Origin of the sequence: Caballeronia sp. S22, from assembly GCF_964261745.1 — a bacterium.
In the GTDB taxonomy this organism is placed as follows: Bacteria; Pseudomonadota; Gammaproteobacteria; order Burkholderiales; family Burkholderiaceae; genus Caballeronia; species Caballeronia jiangsuensis.
Genome location: NZ_OZ180036.1, coordinates 1,266,358 through 1,280,648, shown reverse-complemented (window position 1 = coordinate 1,280,648; position 14,291 = coordinate 1,266,358). Strand labels below are relative to the sequence as shown.

Annotated in this window: 13 protein-coding genes and 2 pseudogenes; 11 read left to right on the top strand and 4 right to left on the bottom strand. The window is 60.1% G+C overall.

What is annotated here, in order from left to right; genetic code table 11:
• The first annotated feature begins 79 nt into the window (after positions 1–79).
• Positions 80–1,315, top strand: coding sequence for an anaerobic sulfatase maturase (locus tag ACEN42_RS21270; protein ID WP_374191199.1), 1,236 nt, complete (start codon positions 80–82; stop codon positions 1,313–1,315).
• A 141-nt stretch (positions 1,316–1,456) separates the two neighbouring features.
• Positions 1,457–2,221, top strand: coding sequence for a hypothetical protein (locus ACEN42_RS21265; protein ID WP_371881341.1), 765 nt, complete (start codon positions 1,457–1,459; stop codon positions 2,219–2,221).
• A 284-nt stretch (positions 2,222–2,505) separates the two neighbouring features.
• Here the strand turns inward: ACEN42_RS21265 and ACEN42_RS21260 are convergent, their stop codons facing one another.
• Positions 2,506–3,408 (bottom strand): LysR substrate-binding domain-containing protein, encoded by a 903-nt coding sequence (locus ACEN42_RS21260; RefSeq protein ID WP_371881340.1) that lies wholly within the window; start codon positions 3,406–3,408, stop codon positions 2,506–2,508.
• A gap of 101 nt (positions 3,409–3,509) precedes the next feature.
• Between ACEN42_RS21260 and ACEN42_RS21255 the strand changes: the two genes are divergently transcribed.
• From ACEN42_RS21255 to ACEN42_RS21220, 8 genes and pseudogenes are all read left to right on the top strand, one after another.
• Positions 3,510–3,923, top strand: a complete 414-nt coding sequence (locus ACEN42_RS21255) for a cupin domain-containing protein (protein ID WP_371882270.1) — start codon at positions 3,510–3,512, stop codon at positions 3,921–3,923.
• 11 nt (positions 3,924–3,934) lie between these two features.
• Positions 3,935–4,918: an aldo/keto reductase gene (locus ACEN42_RS21250; RefSeq protein ID WP_371881339.1), complete on the top strand. Its 984-nt coding sequence runs from the start codon at positions 3,935–3,937 to the stop codon at positions 4,916–4,918.
• A 36-nt stretch (positions 4,919–4,954) separates the two neighbouring features.
• Positions 4,955–5,695 (top strand): SDR family oxidoreductase, encoded by a 741-nt coding sequence (locus ACEN42_RS21245; RefSeq protein WP_371881338.1) that lies wholly within the window; start codon positions 4,955–4,957, stop codon positions 5,693–5,695.
• A 17-nt stretch (positions 5,696–5,712) separates the two neighbouring features.
• Complete coding sequence (locus tag ACEN42_RS21240; RefSeq protein WP_371881337.1) at positions 5,713–6,297, top strand: NAD(P)H-binding protein; 585 nt, start codon at positions 5,713–5,715, stop codon at positions 6,295–6,297.
• Between the two features lie 23 nt (positions 6,298–6,320).
• Positions 6,321–7,148 carry an SDR family oxidoreductase gene (locus tag ACEN42_RS21235; RefSeq protein ID WP_371881336.1) on the top strand — a complete coding sequence of 276 codons (828 nt, stop codon included), beginning with the start codon at positions 6,321–6,323 and terminating at the stop codon, positions 7,146–7,148.
• Positions 7,149–7,232: 84 nt separating this feature from the next.
• Positions 7,233–8,240 (top strand): annotated as a pseudogene (locus ACEN42_RS21230) (IS30 family transposase); the annotation flags it as partial.
• Positions 8,241–9,143: 903 nt separating this feature from the next.
• A pseudogene (locus ACEN42_RS21225) lies at positions 9,144–9,296 on the top strand (IS30 family transposase); the annotation flags it as partial.
• 241 nt (positions 9,297–9,537) lie between these two features.
• Complete coding sequence (locus ACEN42_RS21220) at positions 9,538–9,738, top strand: DUF2905 domain-containing protein (RefSeq protein ID WP_371881335.1); 201 nt, start codon at positions 9,538–9,540, stop codon at positions 9,736–9,738.
• A gap of 804 nt (positions 9,739–10,542) precedes the next feature.
• Here ACEN42_RS21220 and ACEN42_RS21215 read toward each other — a convergent pair.
• A complete protein-coding gene (locus ACEN42_RS21215) occupies positions 10,543–11,460 on the bottom strand; it encodes a M23 family metallopeptidase (protein ID WP_371881334.1) in 918 nt (305 codons plus the stop codon).
• Between the two features lie 515 nt (positions 11,461–11,975).
• Positions 11,976–12,173, bottom strand: coding sequence for a hypothetical protein (locus ACEN42_RS21210; RefSeq protein ID WP_371881333.1), 198 nt, complete (start codon positions 12,171–12,173; stop codon positions 11,976–11,978).
• 408 nt (positions 12,174–12,581) lie between these two features.
• On the opposite strand from ACEN42_RS21210, the gene ACEN42_RS21205 reads away from it, so the two are divergent.
• Positions 12,582–12,758: a hypothetical protein gene (locus ACEN42_RS21205; RefSeq protein ID WP_371881332.1), complete on the top strand. Its 177-nt coding sequence runs from the start codon at positions 12,582–12,584 to the stop codon at positions 12,756–12,758.
• 104 nt (positions 12,759–12,862) lie between these two features.
• On the opposite strand, the gene ACEN42_RS21200 is transcribed toward ACEN42_RS21205, so the two are convergent.
• Complete coding sequence (locus ACEN42_RS21200; protein ID WP_371881331.1) at positions 12,863–14,290, bottom strand: efflux transporter outer membrane subunit; 1,428 nt, start codon at positions 14,288–14,290, stop codon at positions 12,863–12,865.
• Position 14,291 lies beyond the last annotated feature (1 nt).

Here is a 14,291-nt window from a genome sequence, read left to right as displayed (position 1 = left end):
TGCTTTCGTGATAACGAAGAGAGTCGACATGGACGAGATCAGCAATCAAGTGCTTGCGCAACCTATCTCTTTTCTTCCGATGCGGCAGGCAACGAACGAACCGGTCGCGCCCGAACAACGAGGGCGTTTTCACGCGATGGCCAAACCGATCGGCTCGACTTGCAATATCGATTGCACCTACTGCTATTACCTTCACAAGGAACACTTGCTTGACCAGCATCGGGGTCGCCGCATGGAGGTGTCGATGCTGGAGCGCTACGTCCGCCAGTACATCGAGGCGCAGAATGGCGACGAAATCATATTTTCCTGGCAAGGAGGCGAGCCGACCATGCTCGGCATTGACTTCTTCCAGGACATCGTGGAGATTCAGAAAAAACATGCGCCCAAGGGGCGCCAAATCTCTAACGATTTACAGACCAACGGAACCCTGCTTGACGACGACTGGTGCCGCTTCCTCAAGGAAAATGACTTTCTGGTGGGTATCAGCATAGACGGACCGCGCGAGCTGCATGATGCGTTTCGCCTCGACCGCAAAGGCCAACCGACCTTTGACAGGGTGATGCGCGGGATCGGGTTTCTGAAGAAGCACGGCGTCAAGTTCAATACGCTGACGGTGGTGAACCGCGTCAACGCAAAACGACCGCTAGACGTCTATCGCTTCCTGCGCAATGAACTCGGCTCAACCTATATCCAGTTCATTCCTTGCGTGGAAACCAAAGAATTTCGCTCCGTCGCGCCCCAACAAGGGTCGCAAGCGGCCATGCCGGTGATCGGAAGCAGTGCCGCGAAACCGGGCACCCCCGATTCGGTGGTCACAGACTGGTCAGTCGATCCCGATGACTGGGGTTATTTTCTTTCCCGAGCGTTCGATGAGTGGCATAAACGGGACGTTGGGCGGGTTCTCGTCAATTTGTTTGAGACGGCAGTTGTGCAGACTGCGGGACGGCCAGCACAAACTTGCGTGACGGCCGAGTTCTGCGGCAAGGCGCTCGCGATCGAGCACAACGGAGACGTCTATTCGTGCGACCACTACGTCTACCCGGCCTATACGCTCGGCAACATACGAGAGACGCACCTCGGCGAAATGGCATTTTCGAAGCGGCAGCAAACATTTGGCTTCTCGAAACGCAATTCACTGCCTACGTACTGTCGTGATTGCAAGCATCTAAAGCTCTGCTGGGGCGAGTGCCCGAAAAATCGCTTCGTGCGAAGCCCTGGTGGAGAGCCGGGATTGAACTACCTGTGCTCCGGAATTCGCAGGTTTCACGACCACGCGGGGCCCGCGATCAGACAGCTGGCAAGGCAACTCAGCTAGAGCGGGATCAGCTCTCTCAATTGCAGTGCGAAGGCCGATCGTGACGCTCGATCTTGTGCCCGAATCTCCAGTGTGCTCATGGGCAACTCGGGCCCTGCTGTTCGTGGTGAACGCGACTCAAAAAGGCGAAGGGGACATCGAGTGGCTAGGTTCGTGGACCATCCAGCGATTCTATTTGTTGTACTCTTCGGACTCTTGATCTTCGCGGTGGGGTTTGGCGTGTTCATCCTCCGGCGCATCGCGCCAATGCGCGACGACGAGCGAGACGATTTCAACGCCGTGCAGGGCGCGACACTGACGCTCTTGGCGTTGCTGATTGGCTTCAGCATGTCGATGGCTGTCAACCGATACGACATGCGAAAGACGCTTGAAGAGGCGGAAGCCAATGCGATTGGTACCGAGTTCGCGCGTGCCGACCTAGCGGAGCCTCACGACCGAGACGCGATGAAGTCTGCATTAGTTCAGTACACGCGCCTGCGGTGGACCGAATTTCAGACCCGCAGTCTTGACGATAGAAAACGTCTCGATGCGGAGAATGCCGCGCTCCAATCGAAATTGTGGAATCAGGCAACACAGATTGCGAAGGATCAACCGACGCCCATCGGATCTTTAATCGTAGCTGGAATGAATGATGTACTCAATTCCCAGGACTATTCGGAAGCAGCAAGAATCAATCACATTCCGCTCGGCGCCTGGGTGCTCATGATCGTTATCGCGTTGTTCGGATGCACGGTGCAAGGTTACGGCGCAAAAGGCAAGCGTCGTACCGTGCTCCTCATGACTATCTTGCCAGTGACGATTTCATTGTCACTTGCCCTCATAGCCGACATCGATAGTCCTCGAGGCGGAATCATTCGCGTCCAGCCTCAAAACCTGGCCAGGCTTCTTCAGTCACTGGAGAGATAACGGTAGGTGCTTGCAGATGTATTGGTATGTTGCGCGCTAATTTGACGGCCGCTATGCAACGAAAAGCCGCCTGCCGGCTGCCGTGACGTCCATGACTGGGAAGTGGTCGGGTCCGGCCTTCGGGCCACGGTCGCCGAAGATGCACGAGGTTCGAAGTGTGATCTTCGGCAACCGGCCATGAGCGGTCACCAATACGGGTTTGCTATGAATGATTTGACGGGCCGATCGTATCCCCAAAGCAGTCGCTAACGGACGATCAAAGACTTCGCGTCGCTTGATCCGGGCTACGAACGCTTCGCTCCTTGACGCAACGCTTCAGCGACAACGGCGAACGCAGGGGTTGGCTGCCGTCGGCTCGGATAATAGAGGTGAAACCCTGCGAAAGGGCGGCACCAGTCGAGCAGCACGCGCGTTAGCTCGCCGCGTTCGATATGGGGTAGAACGCGCTCCTCAGGGACAAAGGCCAGACCCGCGCCGGCGAGCGCGGCTTTTACGGCCATCGTCGCCGTGTTGAAGATCAACTGCCCCTCGACGCGTACCTTCAGTTCGCGCCCACCCTTTGCAAATTCCCACGCATAGAGGCTCCCGGCCGTTGGCAACCGGATATTGATGCAATTGTGAGCCGTGAGGTCCTGCGGCGTTTTTGACTTCAGATGCTTTGAGAAATAACCAGGCGTCCCGACGACGGCCATGCGCACATCGGGGCCGATGCGCACGGCGACCATATCTTTGGCAATCGACTCGCCAAACCGAACGCCGGCGTCAAGCCGTTGCTCGACGATATCCGTCAGGCCGTTATCGATGACGATTTCGACGGTGATATCTGGATAGTCCGGCAACAGGCGCTCGATCGCCGGCCATAACAGCAGTTCGGCTGGATGCTCGCCAGCCGCGATGCGGACCGTGCCGGCCGGCTTGTCACGCATGGCCGTCAACGCCGCCAGTTCCGCCTCCACCTCCTCAAGCCGTGGCCCGACCGCCTGGACGAGCCGTTCTCCCGCTTCAGTCGGCGAGACTTTCCGGGTCGTTCGCGCCAGTAGTCTCAGGCCCAGCCGGGCTTCAAGGTTCCGGACGGTCTGACTCAAGGCCGATTGCGAGACGCCGAGTTTTGCAGCGGCTTTTGTGAAGCTGCCCTCATGGGCGACTGCCAGGAATGCAGTGATATCGGAAAGGTCGGAACGCGCCATTTATAAGCCTGCCTTCTAGCTTCATGCTGATTTCATATCTTAATCGGACGAAGCCGCGCTGCTACATTGAAAGTCAAGGCAATCACCGCAAAGGAACGCTCATGCAGATCAGGAAATGCGGATCACAGCCGTCCGCGAAGGGGCCGGCTGAATATTTCACGGGATCGGTCAGGATCGACGCGCCGTTCGCAGGCGAGGGCCCGGCGCGGATCGGCGGAGCGACAGTGACATTCGAGCCGGGCGCACGCACGGCATGGCACACGCACCCGCTCGGCCAGACTCTGCTTGTCACAGCCGGCCTCGGCTGGGTGCAGCGCGATGGCGGCCCGGTCGAAACGATCCGGCCCGGCGATATTGTCTGGATCGCCCCCGATGAGAAGCACTGGCATGGCGCAACCGCGAACACGGCCATGACGCATATCGCCATTGCCGAGTCACAGAACGGCAGTCCCGTCGCCTGGATGGAAAAGGTGACCGACGAGCAATATCAGGCCGGCGCGGCCGCAACGCAATAAGGAGTCTAACAATGGAAAAGCGAGTTCTCGGAAAAAGCGGCCTGGAAGTGTCGGCGATCGGCTTGGGCTGCATGGGGTTGAGCTACGCCTACGGCCCGGCCGCCGAAAAGGCCGACGGCATCAAACTGATCCGGTCGGCGTTCGAGCGCGGCGTGACGTTTTTCGACACGGCCGAGGCGTATGCGCAGGGTGCGAACGAAGAACTGCTGGGCGAGGCCCTGGAGCCGTTCCGCGATCAGGTGGTTATCGCGACCAAGTTCGGCTTTCAGGGCGGTGATGTCCAGAAGGGCGTCAACAGCAAGCCAGACAATATCCGCGCGGTGACGGATGCCGCCCTCAAGCGGCTGCGGACGGATCGCATCGATCTTCTCTATCAGCACCGGGTCGATCCCGACGTGCCGATGGAAGATGTGGCCGGCGCGGTTAAGGACCTGATCCAGCAGGGCAAAGTGAAGCATTTCGGGATGTCAGAAGCGGGCGTCCAGTCCATCCGCCGCGCCCACGCCGTGCAACCTGTCGCGGCGCTGCAAAGCGAATATTCGCTCTGGTGGCGCGAGCCGGAAAAAGACATCCTGCCCCTGCTTGAAGACCTCGGCATTGGCTTCGTGCCGTTCAGCCCGCTCGGCAAGGGCTTCCTGACCGGCGCGATCGACGTGACCACCAGTTTCGATAAATCGGATTTTCGCAATGTCGTGCCGCGTTTCTCGGAAGAAAATCGCAAGGCCAATCAGGGGTTGGTCGATCTGCTGAAGCAGATCGCAGCCGGGTTGAACGCCACCCCGGCGCAAATCGCGCTCGCATGGCTGCTCGCGCAAAAGCCCTGGATCGCCCCGATCCCCGGCACGACGAAGCTGCATCGTCTGGAAGAGAACGTCGGTGCGGCCGTCCTCGAATTGACGGCCGATAACTTGCACGACATTGAATCCGCGCTCTCGAATATCGCCGTGCAGGGCGACCGTTACCCGGCGCATCTGCAAGCGCGCGTAGGCAAGTAAGCCCATCCATCAACCAAACATCGCGAAGAGATTGATATGTCAGAAAACATTGTGGGAAAAGTCATCGTCATCACAGGCGCGAGCAGTGGACTTGGCGAAGCGGCAGTTCGCCGCCTGGCTGCGGATGGCGCAAAGCTGGTACTCGGTGCTCGCCGCGTTGATCGCCTTAAGGCGCTGGCGGCTGAACTGGGTCTTCCCGAAACTGCGGCCGTAGAAATGGACGTCACTGATGCTCAACAGGTCAAGGCGCTTGTTGATGGCGCAGTGAAAACGCACGGCCGAATTGACGTCATGGTTAACAACGCCGGTCTTATGCCACACTCGCCGCTGGAGCGCGGAAAGATCGAGGATTGGGACCGCATGATCGACGTCAACATCAAGGGTGTCCTCTACGGCATCGCCGCCGCGCTTCCCCATATGACCCGCCAGAAAAGCGGCCACATCATCAACGTCTCGTCCGTAGCTGGCCATAAGGTCGGCAAGAACAACGCTGTCTATTGCGCGACCAAGACGGCGGTGCGTGTTCTTTCCGAAGGTTTGCGCCAGGAGGTGAAGCCCCACAACATCCGCACGACGATCATTTCGCCGGGAGCGGTGCGGTCGGAACTGCCGCAGAGCATCACTGAAGCCGACGTTGCCGCAGGCATCGCCGATTTCTACGAAAAGTTTGCCATTCCGGCCGACAGCTTTGCACGCATGGTCGCTTTCGCGATCCAGCAGCCCGAAGACGTAGACGTGAACGAGATTCTGTTCCGCCCCACGGCGCAGGAACTGTGAAGCCAGGAGTCCGTGGAATGACAAGAGTCCTGATCCTTGGTGCGAATGGCGGCTTGGCCCGTAACACGACGCGCGTTCTGCTCGATCGCACGGACCTTGCGCTGACGCTTTATTTGCGGGCGGCGAAGCGGCTTAAAAACCGTGATCCTGACCGCGTGACCGTCATCGAGGGCGATGTCATTGACACGGCCGCGCTGCAAGACGCCATGGACGGCCAGGATGTGGTCTATGCGAACCTGTCGGGAGACATGGCCCGCCAGGCCGAGAGCATCATCGACGCGATGCACATGAGCGGCTTGAGGCGGTTGATCTTCATCAGCTCGATGGGGATTTACAGCGAGGTGCCGGGCGAGAAATATCGCAGCATTCTCGACCCCTACCGGGATTCCGCCGCGCTGATTGAAGCATCCGATCTGGACTATACGATCCTGCGGCCAGGCTGGTTCACCCGTGATCCAGAAGGGCCGTACACCATCACGCAGAAGGGCGATCCTTTCCAGGGCCACGATATCTCGCTCCATAGCCTGTCACGCCTGATCGCAAAGATCGCGACCACGCCCGGCCTTTACGTTCGCAACAGCATCGGCGTCAGTGACCGCTGATGCAGGAAACAAGGAAGCAAAGCATGCAAAAAGTCATCGTTGTCATCGGCCCTGGATCAATCGGACAGGCGATTGCGCGCCGGGTCGGCGCGGGCAAACATCTGTTGCTGGCCGATTTGCGGCAGGAAAACGCCGATGCGGCTGCAAAAACATTGAGCGAAGCTGGGTTCGATGTGACGACGACGACCGTCGATATCTCATCGCGTGCGTCGATCGAAGCTCTGGTCGCAAAGGCGACGTCGATTGGTGAAGTCCACGGCCTCGTTCATGCGGCGGGCGTTTCGCCGTCGCAAGCCTCTCCGGAAACGATCCTGAAAGTCGATTTGTACGGCACGGCCGTCATTCTTGAGGAATTCGGCAAGGTAATCGCGGAAGGCGGTTCCGGGGTCGTCATTGCATCGCAATCAGGACACCGACTGCCGCCGCTCTCGATCGAGAACAACAAGGCGCTCGCGACGACGCCGGTCGAGGACTTGCTAAAGCTGCCCTTGCTTCAGCCCGACCGGGTAAAGGACTCCCTGCATGCCTATCAGTTATCGAAGCGCGGCAATGCGCTTCGGGTGATGTCCGAAGCTGTGTGTTGGGGTAAGCGTGGCGCGCGGGTCAACACGATCAGCCCCGGCATCATCATTACGCCGCTCGCGAAAGACGAACTGTCCGGGCCGCGTGGCGAAGGATATAGACGCATGATCGAGGGCTGCCCGGCAAAGCGCGCCGGCACGTCCGACGAGGTCGCTAACGTGGCGGCGCTGCTGATGGGCCCAGATGGCGCTTTCATAACCGGAAGCGACTTCCTGATGGATGGAGGTGTTACCGCTTCCTATTGGTTTGGGCAACTGGCTCCGCAGTAGTGAACGAATGGCGTATCGTGCATGGCGGATTCAACCGGTGGATGCAACACACTGAGGACTGCGCAAGCAGCAGGAGTGTTGCAAATGAAACAAAGACGCCGGATTTACTACAGCGAGACGCAAAAAACGCTGATGTGGGAACGTTGGCGCAAGGGCGAGTCTCTGCAGAAGATCGCGCAGCTTTTTGACCGAAACCACTCGTCGATTCAGAGGATTCTGGCTGAGACGGGCGGGATCCGGCCACCAGAAAGGCACCGGTCGGGATTGGCGTTGACGCTGGAGGAGCGTGAAGAGATTTCGCGGGGGCTTGTGGCTGATGATTCGATCCAGTCAATTGCAAAGCGACTTTCGCGGGCGCCTTCGACCATCTGTCGTGAGATCAAACGTAACAGCGGACCAGATGGTTATCGGGCGACCTACGCCGATCAACTCGCATGGGATCGGGCACGGCGTCCCAGAGCCTGTAAACTGGTTGAGCACCGGATGCTGGCACAGATCGTTGCAGGCAAGCTCCAGTTGCAGTGGTCACCGCAGCAGATTGCCGGATGGCTCGGGCGGGCGTATCCAGACGACGAGAACTACCACGTGTCTCACGAGACCGTCTATCGCAGTCTCTTCATCCAGGCCCGTGGTGCCCTGAAGAAGGAGTTGCTGGAGCACCTGCGGCGTACCCGCGCCATGCGTCGTTCTCGCCATCACACGCAGAAGACGGACGATCACGGCAGGATTCGGGACACAGTATCGATCAGCGAACGCCCCGCGAGCGTTGAAGACCGTGCAGTACCAGGCCACTGGGAAGGTGATCTGCTGTGCGGTAGCGGCAGCAGCCAGATTGCGACACTGGTTGAACGCCAGACGCGTTACGTTATGCTTGTCAAGATAGCCAGCAAGGATAGCGAGACGGTCGCCAGTGCGCTCATCAAACACGCATCAAAACTGCCGCAGGAACTCTACAAGTCGCTGGCATGGGATAGGGGAACAGAGATGGCCGGACACAAACGCTTTACCTTGGCTACCGACATACAGGTCTACTTCTGCGATCCCCAGCATCCATGGCAGCGCGGATCAAACGAAAATACGAACGGGCTGTTAAGTGGGTAAGGAGACGGCATCACTGCCGCCCCCTCCCCAAAGAACCGCCCAAGCGACTTTCACCGCAAACGGCTCAAGCACAGCTAAAGCATCATCAGCTGATGCCGGTCTCGCCGCACTGCACAAGACCTTCGCAAACGCCATTTCGTTGGTCCATCCCATTGCTGAGACGAGGGCGCTGAACTGCAATACAGCAGTCTCTTCCAAGCTTCCCTACGTTGGACCTTAAACATGGGCCGGCGACAGCCGCACCACGCGGAAGTCTGCGCCCTTTCGGGCTAGGGCAAAGTTCGAACCCCTATCCCCTCCATTACAGAGCGGCATTCGCTTTTTCCGCGTTCTCTTACCCGCTTTCCCAACAGCTTCCCTCGCGGGTCGCCTGCCAACGATTCGATGTTCTGAACCCCTTGGCGGAGAATCGGGCTTACCACGTTCCCGCTCTTGCCGGCCCGACTGTTCCCGGGCCTATCCGTTTAGCGTCTGTCTTTCCCCCGGCAGCGCTTATGACGACGTGCTCCTTCTGATTAGAGGAGCAACCGGCTGCACACCTTTTGGTCAGGGCCTGTCAGCCGCTTTGGCCCTTCGGAAATGACGAGGTTTATCAACAATTCACTTACGTTACGCATGCGGAACTTGCCTGGCACCTCACACCGCACGGCGGCTGGCAGTGTCAACCCGCCCCGTCACCGGGGTGAGCCGTCAATCGAGAGGCACGTTGTCTCCAAAGCTTCATACCCAGCCGTTACCAGTTGAGCATGTCTGGATAGGCAACTGTTGGTCGCACAACAGGTCGCAGTTCCAAGCGCCTTCCTTCGGCGCTTGGGATACGACAAGACAAGAACGAGCTTTGCTGCCCTCACTACTGTACGTTCGACACGCTATGGGCAGCAGCACGTGTCGCACAGACAGTATTTCCCTAAAGGAACCGACTTGTCGGTGTATTCGCAGGCCCAACTCAACGCCGTGGCGAGACGATTGAACGAACGTCCCAGAAAGACATTGGCGTACGAAACACCAGCCGAACGATTCCAGCAAACTATGGCATCCACCGGTTGAATCCGCCCATCGAAAGCGGCCATTGCCGGCTCTTTCCTTTCTATGGATGCTTCGGATCGTCTACGGCCGAACGCCTCGAGATGTTGGCGGAAAAATTGAGTCGGCGAGTGCGCCCGTTGGCCAGATTTCGCGCCCACCAACGACGACTGTGCGTTGTTCGGGCTGCTCGTCTGGCTGGTCTGCCTGCGCGGGCCTATGATGGCCTCATTAGCTGGCGGGCGTGACTGCGCCCCATGAGCAAATGACCCGATTGCTGATCATCGTTGGCGTACTGTGCATCCTTGCCGGTCTCGGATGGACATGGCTCGCGCGCATTCCGTTCGGTCGGCTGCCTGGCGACATTCATATCGTCCGCGATGGCTTTAACTTTTACTTCCCCATCGTCACGTGCATCGTGATTTCGGTCGTGGTATCCGCGCTGTTGTGGTTCTTGCGGCGCTGAGCGCGGCTTTCGCGTCGGGGGCGTCGTCGGGGTATGCTGAGAAACCCGCAATTCCGGTGAGCAGAAGACACTTCCCGGCGGGGTGCTGACCCGGCTCCGCCAACCGGACGCCACTAGCACCGATTTCGACTCCATAGGCGAATGCAAGATCGGCGTAGAGGCAACCCTGCTGAAGCAACTGCAATGCGTTGGAGCGGCAGCCCGTAGGCGACGAGAAGGCGTAGCTGTCCAAGCGCACAAGCATGCGATGGTTCCAGCACGCTAATGTCGGAACCTTATAGCGAAGTCGATTCTCGGAGGTGGACGAAGTGCCTGGGGCGTCGCCGTGGATCCTGTTTCTCCTTCGTTGGGCGAGGGCTGGCGCCTCCACCTGGTGGGTTCGCTGCCTCAGAAGTCGCGCCCCATGCGAGCGCGGTCGCACTCGTTGGCGGTTGGAAAATGAGCCCGCCGCGCAAGGAGATTTTCGTTTAGACACTTTATGCTTGAATCCTGTTCGATCGGCCAGGTTATGCTTTCGTGTCGCGATCGCAGCCACCGCGAGAGCCCTATGAACGGACAGCTTATGCTTTAATTCGCGGACGCCTTTTATCTAACGGCACAGGTTGGTGGTTGTTTTGCCTCCATGACGAGGGCCTTTCAGAGACGCTCTTGGGTCACAGCACCCACTCGGTTTCGCGAGGTCCTCCGTGCTTAGCCAGGGGTTGCGCGGCGTCACTACCCATTATCTTCCAGTTCGTGCGACGCTTTTTGCTCGGACACTTCGTTATCCGAAAATCAAAGCGAACTCACAACAAAGCCGCGGTGTTATGCATCGGCATCGGTCGCAAACAGCGCGAGATAGTCATCGGGGTTGACCGATTGGCCGCCCACGCGTACTTCGAAATGCAAATGCGGACCTGTCGAGCGCCCCGTCGAGCCGACCTCGGCGATCGGCTCACGCGGCTGCACCGGCTGCCCGATACGCACCTTGATCTTCGAGGCGTGAGCGTAACGCGTGATAAAGCCGTTGCCGTGATCGATCTCAACGGTGTTGCCGTAGCCGGGCATCGGTCCGGCGTGGATTACGTGGCCGCCGGCCGCCGCGAGGATCGAGGTGCCTGTCGGCGCGACCAGATCCATGCCCGGGTGGAAACTCAGGTGGCGCGTGAACGGGTCGAGGCGGTTGCCAAACGGTGAGCCGGTCCGGCCGAGCGCGAGCGGACGGCGGCCCGGGAAGGCCTCCAATGCCGCTTCGTGCTGCGCGGCGCCCTGTTCGACGGCGGCAAGCGTCGCTGCCAGGCAGTCAAGATGCGGATCTGGATGCGCATCGGTTGCTTGACAAGGCCGGGGCGGCAGTTCGGGACCACCCGCCGCGTTACTGTAGCGCGTGCGCGCCGATGCCACCGCGTTGGTGGGAATTGCCCGCAGTGACTGCGCGCGCAGGCGTTGGTCAAATGCGCTGAGAGTGTCGAGCTGGGCGGCGAGTCGCTCCACGCGCGCGTCCAGCGAGGCGTTCGCGGCCTGCAAACGAGCGACCTCGCCGCTCGTGTAAGGAGAGGCGGCGGACGTCCTCGCGGACTCGTAATGGACACGCGGTGTCTGAACGCCGTAACGCGCCAGTGCGAGGCCGACAGCCAGCGCGAGCACGGCCACCGAGCACGCGGTGCCGACAATGGCGCGCAGCGCGCTACGCCGCATCACGACGTACAGATCGTTTTTCGAGCTCGAGACGACTGAAGCCACCCTTACCTCCCAGCAACCAGTGAGAATTTTGAGATGGTAAGAGCGCGTCGGAGATCTCTCTATCGGACAAATCAGATAAATTTGGGATGGGCGCGTATAGAACCGCAATTGCGCGGCGACAAAGAGACCAGTCCAAGCCGAGCTTCGATTACCGCACCAGGGCCCCCTCGTGAGGAGCTTGTTTCCCGATAACGCGCTCGGTCGGCTCGGGGGCTCGTCAGCGCATTCTCTAGCCGCGCCATATCGAGATCGTTCTGGCTACCGTCGATCCACTTCGCGTCTCAATGAGCCGCCGCCAAAATTGCCAGCATCCAATGAAGCGGCGATGGTTCCGCCCAGCAGACGCAGATCGCGCTGCAAAGGGGCAATCCGCGCGTGAGCCTCGTCATAGTCGATCGAGTCGTGGCGATTGGCAAGAAGTAGTGCGTGCGCCGAGTCAGGACCACGAGCAGCGGCAACTCGATGCGAATTTCCGACGCGCCCCTCGCGGCGCTCTAGAGTGCGGAGCCGTTTCCCTATCGCGGTGCAGGGACTTTCGGTTTGATAGCAGCGAGATACGGAATATCGCTGTCCGGTTCGTGAAAGAACACCCGCTGTTCGAGCGACGCGACGGTATGAAAAGCGGCGGGATTGTCGATGCGCAATTGTGCGACAACGGCATCGATGGCGGCGATTCGCTCACGGTCGTCTTGCTCTCGCGCGATGGCTTTCATCAGAGCGCTGCGCTGGCTGGATGTCAGATACACGTTATCTCCTTCTCATTGTTTGAGCCGCGAAGCGCAGCGACGGCGATCAAACCATGGGCAGTGGTCGCTAGAAACCGGAAGCGCATCGCAGTGGAGCAAAAATTCTGCTGATGGGAGCATTGGCGTCCCATCGGATAACACTGAAACATTCGTCACGATGTTTCTTGCTCAGCGCTTGAGCCATGTCGTGGCTTCACGTTCGGCGGCGTCATAAGGTGCTCGCTGCCGAAACTCATCGATCTGATCTGGAAGACGCGGACAAGCCGAGCGCCGCCCGCCATATCCACGACGGGGCGTTCGATGTTCAGGGTGCTAATCGCGTGCGATTCCGCGAGCGAGGGGAATTGCCGCTTGGCTTGAAGGGAACGGGCGACGATGACAAGAACGAGCAGATCGCGGCGATCAGGACGAGCCGCGCATCGTCGGATCGAAGCGCAGCAGGAGGCGCTGTTCACCGCGCCGCTGTCGCGCCTGTCGAACGTGATTCAGGTTTCGCTGATCGGCGCGATCGATCCGGATATCGGCTTCAGCTACATGCCGCTCGCTTTTTGATCCAATGAGATCATGGCCGAAGGAGCGCGAACACGACCCATTCAGGGCAGCTGTGAGGCAGGACGCTTGAGCGGATCGTGTCCCGGTATCGCGCCAGCACGGACCTATCGCGCAGCCGCAGCCGAAGCGCCTCCCGTATCGACACCATTCGACGCCGCATCAATCCCGCCGCCGAGCGCCAGATAAAGATTCGCGAGTTGCATGCGCTCTTCGCTCTGCACGCGCACCAGCCCGGACCGTGATGACGCGTAGGCGAGTTCCTGTTGAGTCACCGCGACGAGATCCCCCGAGCCGATCTTGTAGCGCACCTGCTGCAAATCGAAGAGCTTCGCATTGTCCGAAACCGCGCGCGCGAGGATGGTCTCCCGCTCGCGCAGCGCACTCTCGGCGGCAAGCGCATTTTCCACTTCGCCGAAGGCCTGCAACGCAACCTGTCCATAGCCGGCGAGCGCCTGATCCTGTTCCGCGGTTCGATATTCGGCCTGAGCCTTCAATGCGCCACCACGGAAAAGCGGCAACAGGATGCCTGCGCCGACGCTCCAGCTCGGGTTGTCACGATCGGCGAGCAGAAATAGCTCGCTCGACACACTCAGAAGACCTGCGCTCAGTGTGACGCGTGGCAGCCGCGCGGCATCCGCCTGGCGCGCGAGATCGAATGCGGCCGATATCCTCCGCTGCGCAGCCACGATGTCCGGCCGACGCTCGAGCAAATCGGCGGGAACCCCCGTGGGCAGCACCGGCGGCAGCGGACCGAGGCTGGCAGGGACCGCAACTTCGGCCGCCGGATAACGTCCGAGCAGCAATTCAAGCGCGCGCAGCGACTGCTCGCGTGCGAGCCTCAACTGCCGCGCGGTATCGCGATACGACTGCACCGCCGCTTGCGCGCTCGTCACCTCGATCTGCGAGCCTTTGCCGATGCGCAGGCGATGTCCTGCGAGGTCGCGCAATGCATCGGCGTGGCGGACCATGTCGTTGGCAATGGCGTATTGCATCTGCGCTTCGATTGCGCCGAACCATGCCTTCACGACCAACGCGGCGATCGACTGGCGAGCGTAATCGGCATCGGCTTGTGCAGAGGCATATTGATCCTCGGCTGCGCGCGCGCCGTAGCGTACGCGTCCCCATAGATCGATTTCCCACGAAGCCGATACGAGCCAGCCCTTGAGTCCCGAGCCGTCACCACCGAGCTTGCCACCCGGCCGGGCGAGAAAGCTCGCCGCCGGATAGAGCTCACCGCCTGCCACCTTGACGAGGGCGGCCGCCTGCGCAACGCGCGCGGCCGCAACCCGCAGGTTCGCGTTATACGCGATCGCCTCGTCCACGAGCGAGTTCAAGGCAGGGTCGCCGAAGGTGTCGATCCAGTCGGCGCGCACGAGACCAGACGTGGCGCCCTGCGCGGTCCACGCCGCGGGGACGTGCGCGTTGCTCAGGCTGTCGCGCCGGATGTCCGCGGCATCCGGCGGATTCTTCAGCGCGCAACCGCCGCCCGCAGCGAGCAGCAACGCGATCAGGAGAAAGCAGCGCGTGCGCACC

Bases quoted from the DNA above. Each gene is read 5' to 3' on its own strand.
- ACEN42_RS21270 (WP_374191199.1), top strand. From the start codon at position 80: ATGCGGCAGGCAACGAACGAACCGGTCGCGCCCGAACAACGAGGGCGT.
- ACEN42_RS21260 (WP_371881340.1), bottom strand. From the start codon at position 3,408: ATGGCGCGTTCCGACCTTTCCGATATCACTGCATTCCTGGCAGTCGCC.
- ACEN42_RS21255 (WP_371882270.1), top strand. From the start codon at position 3,510: ATGCAGATCAGGAAATGCGGATCACAGCCGTCCGCGAAGGGGCCGGCT.
- ACEN42_RS21250 (WP_371881339.1), top strand. From the start codon at position 3,935: ATGGAAAAGCGAGTTCTCGGAAAAAGCGGCCTGGAAGTGTCGGCGATC.
- ACEN42_RS21245 (WP_371881338.1), top strand. From the start codon at position 4,955: ATGTCAGAAAACATTGTGGGAAAAGTCATCGTCATCACAGGCGCGAGC.
- ACEN42_RS21240 (WP_371881337.1), top strand. From the start codon at position 5,713: ATGACAAGAGTCCTGATCCTTGGTGCGAATGGCGGCTTGGCCCGTAAC.
- ACEN42_RS21235 (WP_371881336.1), top strand. From the start codon at position 6,321: ATGCAAAAAGTCATCGTTGTCATCGGCCCTGGATCAATCGGACAGGCG.
- ACEN42_RS21220 (WP_371881335.1), top strand. From the start codon at position 9,538: ATGACCCGATTGCTGATCATCGTTGGCGTACTGTGCATCCTTGCCGGT.
- ACEN42_RS21210 (WP_371881333.1), bottom strand. From the start codon at position 12,173: ATGAAAGCCATCGCGCGAGAGCAAGACGACCGTGAGCGAATCGCCGCC.
- ACEN42_RS21205 (WP_371881332.1), top strand. From the start codon at position 12,582: ATGACAAGAACGAGCAGATCGCGGCGATCAGGACGAGCCGCGCATCGT.